At 67.8% G+C, this 5710-nt stretch carries 3 protein-coding genes; 1 reads left to right on the forward strand and 2 read right to left on the reverse strand.

Annotated elements, in window-relative coordinates; translation table 11 throughout:
- Positions 1-307: 307 nt before the first annotated feature.
- Positions 308-2101 carry an ABC transporter ATP-binding protein gene (locus AC1DYI_RS24925; protein ID WP_477206823.1) on the reverse strand — a complete coding sequence of 598 codons (1794 nt, stop codon included), beginning with the start codon at positions 2099-2101 and terminating at the stop codon, positions 308-310.
- 486 nt (positions 2102-2587) lie between these two features.
- Positions 2588-4339, reverse strand: coding sequence for an ABC transporter ATP-binding protein (locus tag AC1DYI_RS24930; protein WP_477206824.1), 1752 nt, complete (start codon positions 4337-4339; stop codon positions 2588-2590).
- A gap of 129 nt (positions 4340-4468) precedes the next feature.
- Here AC1DYI_RS24930 and AC1DYI_RS24935 point away from each other — a divergent pair.
- A partial coding sequence (locus tag AC1DYI_RS24935) for a PhoX family protein (RefSeq protein WP_477206825.1) occupies positions 4469-5710 on the forward strand: 1242 nt, incomplete at its 3' end.

Consider the following 5710-nt stretch of genomic DNA (forward strand, 5'->3'; position numbering starts at 1 on the left):
CCTCTCTAGGTTGGCTCGAAAACGAACCGCCCCGGCCCCCTTGGCGGCGGCGCAGGGTGGAGGAGACATGAAGGCGCACACGAGGGCTGCTGACGGCCCCTTTGGAGAGGGCCTGGCATCGCTCTATTCAGTGCACGGGGTCAGACTGCAAGACCGCGAATGCACGACGAACGCCATTCATAGTCATGACTATTAGGTAGTCATGACTACTCAACCATCCGGAACTACCCGAGGCCGGGTTTGCCGGTGGTTTCAGATCAAGCGGCAGGCGGCTTCCTCAAACGGAAGGCGGCTGCCGAAGCAAGGGTCAAACGGAGTCGGGTTCGGCCTCTTCAGCGCTGCTGAGCTGCTGCAATTCCACCAGCCGGCGGTACAGACCACCCTCGATCTGCATCAGGTCTTCGTGCGGCCCGAGCTCGGCAATGCGGCCGTGGTTGAGCACGACGATGCGGTCGGCATCGCGGATGGTCGACAGCCGGTGGGCGATCGAGATCAGCGTCAGCTTGCCATGCAGCTTGGCCAGGGCCTGCTGCACAACGGCTTCGGTCTCGCTGTCGATGTGCGAGGTGGCTTCGTCGAGCAGCAGGATGCGCGGCTGGCCGGCCAGCGCTCGGGCAATCGCGATCAACTGCTTCTCGCCGACCGCGAGGCGTGCGCCGCCTTCGCCCAGCTTGGTCTCGTAGCCTTGCTCTAGCCGGCTGATGAAGCCGTGCGCCCCGGCGGCGATGGCTGCGGTTTCGATCTGCGCATTGGTCAGCGGCCGGCCCATCGCAATGTTCTCGCGCGCACTCGCAGCGAGCAGGAAAGGCTCTTGCGGCACCAGGCCCACCGCGTCGCGGAAGGCGGCTTCGTCGAGGCTCGCAATCGGTTGGCCATCGATCAGCAATTGACCGTCGGCCACGGGGTAGAAGCGCAGCAGCAGCGACAGCAGGCTCGACTTGCCGCTGCCGGTGGGGCCGACGATGCCGATGAACTCACCCGGTGCGATGTCCAGCGACACCTGGCGCAGTACCGGCGTGCCGGGGGTGTAGGCAAAGTCCAGCTGGTTGACGCGCACGGCGCCGGCGGTGACGCGGCCTTCAGCCGTCGGCCGGTCGGCCTCGGCTTCTTCGAGCAGCGTGTTGACGCGGGCAGCGGCGATGATCGCCTGCTGCAGCTGCGAGAACTGCATCGTCAGCTGGATCAGCGGCTCGGTCACGCGGCCGACGTAGGAGACGAAGGCGTAGAGCACACCGACTTCGATCGCACTCAGCGCGCCGCCACCTTCGCGCATCCCGAACACCGCGATCACCACTGCGAGCATCGCAACGTTCAGCAGGTCGAGCGCTGGCCGCAGCAGCAGGGCGTTGGCGCGCAGCTCGGTCTGGCGTGACTGGTAGTGGTCGTTGTTGATGCGGGCGTAGCGATCGCCGTAGCCCAGCGTCGCGCCCGTGGCCTGCAACACCGCCATGCCAGAGATCGACTCGGCCGTTTGCGCGTTCAACTCGCTGCGCAGCTGGCGCGTGCGTGCGACCGCCGGGGCCGACAAGCGCTGGTACAGGTAGACGATGCCGAACACCGCGGGCACCAGCGTCGTCACGATCAGCATCAGGCGCCAGTCGAGGAACGCCATCGTCACTAACAGGCTGGCCAGCATGATCAGGCAGTCCAGCATCACGAACAGCACCTGCACGTAGAGCTGCTTGACGGCTTCAGTGTCGTTGGTGACGCGGCTGACGAGCTGACCGGTGATGGCTTTGTCGAAGAAGCTCATTGGCAGCCGCAGCACATGGCCGTAGACCGACTCGCGGATGCGCCGCACCGAGCGCATCGCCACCCCCGCCAGGCGGCTGAGTTGCCGGTAGCGCACCCAACTGGCGATCCAGCCGGCGACCAACGCGCCGATCAATAGCGCAGCGATGTTGGCCATCGCTGGGTCGCGAGGTAGCAGGTAGCGGTCGATGTAGGCCTTGCCGAGCACCGGGCCTAGCGCGTCGAGTGCAGCGGCCACTGCGAGCCAGGCCAAGCCGATCCACAGGTGGCGTGACTCGGGCTTGGCTGCGCGCCACAGCAGCGCGGCGGCGCGGCGGCCGGTGGAGTTGGTGTTGTCAGTGGTCTTCACGCGTTGGGGTGCCGCTGGGGCCGGTGAAACGCATGGAAGCGTGATGAGGGGAGGGGGTGGCGTGCAGCGGTCGAGGAATGCAGAGCTTGCTGGTGTCGCGGCGGCAGGGTGGTGGCGGTGCCCCCGGTCACCGTCCGCTCGCGGACCACTGTGAACGCACTGCGTGGCGCATCTCCATTAACACCGTGATGCCTCGCCTGCGTTGGGGCGACCGCGAATGAGGTCCGGCGCCCGGGGACACCACCGCCACCCTGCAGGCACCGTCCGTGGCGGGGCACGCCGTTGCATGCCACGTTGGGTGCCGGTGGCGGTGGCTTGGGGTGCGTTCGCAGGCCTTCATTCGCGGTCGCCCCAACCGATGCATGAGAGCACGGTGTAAACCGAGAGACCTGGACGAGCGCACCCCGGCTCCCCGCGAGCCAGGCCGGAGAACGTGCCCCAAGCCGCCGGCCTTGCTCGACCGTTGTCGTTGGAGTTGGTGCCAACTCAATCGGCTTCAAGCGACGCCTCCAACTGCTGGATGCGCCATTGCTGCGCGTACCAGCTGTGGGCCAGGCCCTTGGCCAGCAACTGCTCGTGCGTGCCACGTTCGGCCAGATGCCCGTGGCGCAGCACCGCAATCAAGTCAGCATCGGCCACCGCCGACAAACGATGGCTGACGACGATGACCGTGCGGCCTTTGCGTTGCTCGCGCAGGTGAGCCAGGATGCGGTGTTCGGTCTCGGTGTCGACGGCAGACAGCGCGTCGTCCAGCAACAGCAGCGGGGCGTCGGCCAACAGTGCACGGGCAATCGCGACGCGTTGGCGTTGGCCGCCGGAGAGCGTGACGCCGCGTTCGCCGACCGGCGTGTCGTAGCCCTGCGGCAAGCGTTGGATGTCGTCGTGCACGTCGGCCAATTCGGCCACCGCTTCCACCTCGGCGCGTGTGGCACCGGGTTTGGCCAGCGCGATGTTCTCGGCCACACTGGCGGAAAACAGGATCGGCTCTTGCGGCACCCAGGCAATGCCGGCGCGCAGTGCGTTCAGCGTGTAGTCGGGCAGGCCGATGCCACCCCAGGTGATGCCGCCGGCCTGCGGCATCCATTGGCGCAACAGCAACTTCAGCAGCGTGCTCTTGCCCGAGCCGGTGGGGCCAACCAGCCCCAATGTCGAGCCCGGTGCGATGTGCAGCGACAGGCCATCCAGCGCTGCGTTGTTCGCGCCCGGGTAGGCGAAACGCAGATCGCGCAGCGCGATCTCGCCCGCGCGCACGGCCTCGACGCTGCCGTCGTCGTCGATCGCCAGCGGTTCGTCGAGCATGGCCGACAGGCGCGTCCACGCCGCACGGCCACGTTGCCACAGCGCCAGCACCCAACCCGCCGCGAACATCGGCCAGATCAGCTGCACGAGGTAAAGCTGGAAGCTGGTCAGCTGGCCGATCGTCAGCTCGCCGTGCCAGACCAACCAGCCGCCGAGCGCGAGCGACAGCACCACCGAGGTCGCCAGCGTCATGCCCACGGCGGGCTCGTAGCGGGCTTCCCAGCGCTGTGACCAGTAGCTGGCGTCGGCGGCCTTCTCGGCCAGGTCAGCAAAGACCTTTGCGCTGCGCGCTTCCAGTCCTAGAGCGCGCAGCGTGCGCACGCCCGACAGCGTCTCTTGCACATGGTCGTTCAGGTCACCGAAACGCTCCAGCGCCTCTTTCGAGCGGCCATGCACGTGGCCCGAGATCCACGCAAAACTCCAGGCCATCAGCGGGAAGGGCAGCAGCGCGATCGCGGCCAGGCGCCAGTCGACGCCGAGGGCCATCGTCGAGACCACCAGCACGAGAGTCAGCGTGCCGTCGAAACCGGCCAGCATCGCCTCGCCGGCGGCCATCTCGACCGCGTCGACATCGTTGGTGGCCAGCGCCATCAGGTCGCCAGTGCGGCGCGTCTGATAGAAGCGCGGGCCTTGGTCGGCCAGGCGTTGGTACAGGCGCCGGCGCAGCTCCACGCCCATCTTGTAAGCCGCGGCGTACAGCCGCACACGCCAGCCGACTCGCAGCAGATAGATCGCGAGGCCGGCCGCCAGCAGCAGCGCCAGCTGGCGCCACAGCGCCGGGCCGGCCAGTTCGCGTGCGACCAGCGCGTCGACCAGGTGGCCAATCTGGCGTGGCAGCCAGACTGTCAGCAATGCGATGCCGAGCAGCATCACCGCCGCACCCGCATAGGCCGCGGCGTGGCGGCGCACGAAAGCGCGGATCAGGGCGGCGAGCGTCATGCGGAACGGCCAGGGCAAAGCGGGCGATTTTAGGGATCGTGGCGAACCTTGCAGGAGCCAGGACAATGACACGACCACGACATTTCGTAATGGCAGCCTGGCTGCCACCCCTACCAGAGGAGCACCCGCATGGCCAAGGATTTCAGCGACATGGAAGACTCGAACCCCAGCGCCAACCCGAGCATCCACGAGGTGTCGGACCCGGCGCGCCGCGTGTGGCTGGGGGGCGGCCTGGCCATGGCCGCCGGCAGCCTGTTCGGCCCGGGGCTGCTCACTGCCTGCGCCAGCGCGGCGCAGCAGGCCACCAGCCCCGCAACACTTGGCCGTGCGATCGGCTTCAAGGGCGTCGCGATGGCGGCAATCGATGGCGTGGTCGTGCCCGATGGTTACCGTGCGCAAGTGCTGTACCGCTGGGGTGACCCGGTGGGCGTGGCCGGGCAGATGCCGGCCTTCAAGCCCGACGCGTCGAACACCGCGGCCGAGCAGGCGCTGCAGGCCGGCATGCACCACGACGGCATGGCCTTCTTTCCGCTCGACGGCGGCGCCCGCCACGGCGTGCTGGCGATGAACCACGAGTACGTCGACGACGGCCTGCTGCACACCGATGGCGTGAAGACCTGGAGCGCCGAGAAGGCCTTCAAGAGCATGGCCGCGCACGGCGTGTCGGTGATCGAAGTCGAGAAGACCGACAGCGGCTGGAAGACGGTGACGCCCTCGCGCTACGCCCGCCGCATCACCGCCCGCACGCCGATGCGCATTGCCGGCCCCGCCGCCGGCCACGCGATGATGAAGACCGCCGCCGACCCGACCGGCACGCTGGTGCTGGGCACCTACAACAACTGCGCCAATGGCCAGACGCCCTGGGGCACCTACCTGACCTGCGAAGAGAACTGGGCCGGCTACTTCGAAGGGCCGGAGCAGCCGGACGCGCACCAGAAACGCTGGGGCCTGAAGAAGGGCAATGGCAGTTACTACCACTGGTACGAAGCGGACGAACGCTTCGATGCGACCAAGCACCCGAACGAGTTCAACCGCTTCGGCTGGATCGTCGAGATCGACCCGATGGACCCGACCAGCACGCCGGTCAAGCACACCGCGCTCGGCCGCGCTGCGCACGAGGGTGCGGCCACCGCGTTGACGGCCGGCGGCAAGGCCGTGGTCTACATGGGCGAGGACGCGCGCTTCGAGTACATCTACAAGTTCGTCAGCCGTGACGCGATGAAGCCCGGCGGCCTGGCCGCCAACCGCGAGCTGCTCGACCACGGCACGCTGTACGTCGCGCGCTTCGATGTCGACGGCAAGGGCGAGTGGCTGCCGCTGGTGCACGGCCAGGGCCCGTTGACGGCGGCCAACGGCTTTGCCGATCAGGGC

The sequence above is a fragment of the Ideonella sp. P3_A4 genome, assembly GCF_056403075.1.